The 2,722-nt window shown below is 70.5% G+C and carries 2 protein-coding genes; both read right to left on the bottom strand.

All coding sequences use genetic code 11. The annotated features are described in order from the left end of the window. Window positions 1–11: 11 nt before the first annotated feature. Window positions 12–1,832 (bottom strand): cellulose-binding protein, encoded by a 1,821-nt coding sequence (locus AB0C29_RS42370; protein WP_360833157.1) that lies wholly within the window; start codon window positions 1,830–1,832, stop codon window positions 12–14. 249 nt (window positions 1,833–2,081) lie between these two features. Next, a partial coding sequence (locus tag AB0C29_RS42375; protein ID WP_360833159.1) for a nitroreductase family protein occupies window positions 2,082–2,722 on the bottom strand: 641 nt, incomplete at its 5' end.

The raw sequence follows: 2,722 nt of genomic DNA on the forward strand, positions 1-2,722 counted from the left end.
CAGGCCGCTGGTCACGGCGTCACGGGCCGGCCGCCGAGGGTCACCGCGAGGCGCCCGTCGGAGGCGAAGGACCAGGCCAGCGCGCCGCTCAGCGCGGCGCACCGGGATCCGTTGGTGCCCGACCAGAACTGGTTCGAGCTGTCGGCGTCGCCGATGATCCGGTCGTTGGTGCCGCTGCCGCTGCGGCACGAGACGTTGTTGCGGAACACCGAGGTGCCCGCGTCGAAGTTGAAGTTGCGTTCGGTGTTGTCGATGCTGATGTTGTTGCTGATCGTCATCGCGCCCGGGTTGCTGTTGTACGTGAACCCGTGCTTGCCGTTGCGGAACGCGATGCTGCGCCGCACGATGTGGTTGACCTTGATGTCCTCGCCGCCGAGCTTGTAGCCGTTGCGGTCGCCGTTGCCGGCCTGTCCGCCGTTGCTCAGCGTGCCGTTGTTGTAGGCCAGCGAGTCCTCGATGGTGACCACGCCGATGGGCCCGGTGTCGGTCTTGGTGTAGAGGTCCCAGCCGTCGTCGATGTTGTTGTGCGACACGGCGTAGCGGAAGACGTTGCCGGAGCCGACGGTGAGCTTCGCGGCGAAACCGTCGGCGTCCTCACCGTCGGAGTCCGCGTTGTCGTGCGACTCCGCGCTCAGGATCAGGTTGTTGGCCGGCCACTGGCTGTTCGGGGTGTCCGAGGCGATCCGGGACAGCTGCAGCCCGGTGTCGCGGTTGAACCGGGTGATCGTGCGTTCGAGGATGTTGTTGCTGCCCCCGACGAAGATGCCGTTGTCCCCCGCCCGCTCCACGATGATGCCCGACACGTGCCAGAACGAGCCGTTGACGGCCAGCCCCCGGTTCGCCGGGTCCTCGACCATGGCCGAGAAGTTCAGCACGGGCGTCTCACCCGGGTACGCCGACAGCTTCTTGCGGGCGTTCGCGGTGCCGTTGTTGCCCGGCGCGATGGTGACCGTCTGCGAGAAGGCGTAGTTGCCGCCGCGCAGATAGATCGTTCCGCCGGCCGCGACCCGGGTGATCGCCGAGACCAGGGTGGTCGGGCTCGCCTGGGTGCCGGCCGCGCCCGCACTGCCGTTGGGCGCCACGTAGAGCACGTCGCTGGTGGTCGGCGGCGGGGTCGTCGGCGGCGGAGTGGTGGGCGGCGGGGTGGTCGGCGTGGGGCTCGACGGCGGCGGCGTGGTCGGTCCGGTCGGTGACGGCGTGCCGCCGCCTCCGGTGGTGACCATGACGTCGTCGAAGCCCGCGGAGGCGAAACCGGTCTGCAGGCCGATGCGGCCCGAACCCGAGACCGAGCTGGTGCCGGTCCCGACCGTCGCGCCGTCGACGCTGCCGGTGATGGTCGAACCGGAGACGCTCAGGCTCAGGGAATACCAGGTGCCGGTGCTCACCGTCCGGGCCGAGCTGCCGAGGACGGTGACGCTGCCGCTGTTGACCGCCTGCAGTTGCGCCTGGCCGGGCAGCAACGCCAGCCGATAGAACGTGGTCGAGCTCTTGGCCCGGGCCAGCAGGCCGACGAAACCGCCCGAGCCGAACGACAGCGGCTTGACCTTCGCGGACACCGCGTAGTCGGTCCACCCGGCGTCGCCGGCGAGCTCACGGGCGTTCTCACTGCCCGCGTTGCTCTGCCGCAGCGTCTGCGAGCCGTCCGCGACGACCGACCAGGTGCCGCCGGACTTGGACCAGCCGCTGGTGCTGCCCGACTCGAAGTCGGCGGTGAAGACGGTGGCCGCCTGGGCGCTGGTCACGGTGAGGGCGAGTCCCGCCGTCACCAGGGCGACGAGAGTGCCGCCGCCGGCCAGCCGGCGCAGCCGGCGGGCCCGGGGTGAGGGTGCCATTCAGTGTTTCTCCTCTGTCACAAATGGACACCGCCGGTAGGTGGGCAGGGTGCGGCAAAAGGGCCGTCGACTGGCCACGGGATACGGCATCAGTATGGTGCGTCACCGCAGCGTGCGGCCCATCCTCGGGAGTGCTCCGGCGGTCTCCGGGGACGGTTGTTTCCGTGAGGGAATCCTCACCCGCCGATATATGAGAGTCAATAAATATGATGTGCAGGTTTGTTGCATTGCGGTGCGGCCGAATGGCTTTCAATCCGCGACGAGCACATCCTCGAGGGGACGGCGGCGGCTCGGGCTGCCGGGCCGGCCGTAGCCGATCCGCAGCGCCATCTGCGGCATCCCGGAGCGGCCGAGCGACCGGCGCAGCTGATCGCGGGCGGCCGGCACCTCGATCGGCTGCGAGATCATCGAGCAGGCCAGGCCCGAGTCGGTGACCGTCAGCAGCACCCGCTGCAACGCCTGACCGGCGATGAGCTGGTCGTGCGGGCGGTCACCGGCCGTGCCCAGGATCGCGACCAGAGGTTCCGGCTCGAAGTCACGTCCGGGGGCCCGCCGGTGGTCGGAGAAGGCGCGCTGGGGCAGCAGATCCTGCGGCTCCGGCACCGGGGCACCGGCCGGCACAGCGACACCGTCAGGCGCCTCGTCGGCATGCGTCCAGGTCGACATCTCGGCCTGGTAGGTCAGGTCGCGGCGCAGCACCCGGTCGGCGCTCTGCGCCAGCTCGGCGAAGCCGCTCAGGGCGGTCATCCCGACCAGCAGGTCCAGCCAGCCGGACTCCTCGCGGGCGGCGTCCACCAGCCGCTGCCGCACGTCGGGCGGCACGGGGTCGGGCCAGAACGGCCGGCGGTTGCTGTAGCGGCGGGGGATGGCCGCGGCGAGGTCGGTCTCGG

It is taken from the genome of Actinoplanes sp. NPDC048791 (genome assembly GCF_040650095.1).
In the GTDB taxonomy this organism is placed as follows: Bacteria; Actinomycetota; Actinomycetes; order Mycobacteriales; family Micromonosporaceae; genus Actinoplanes.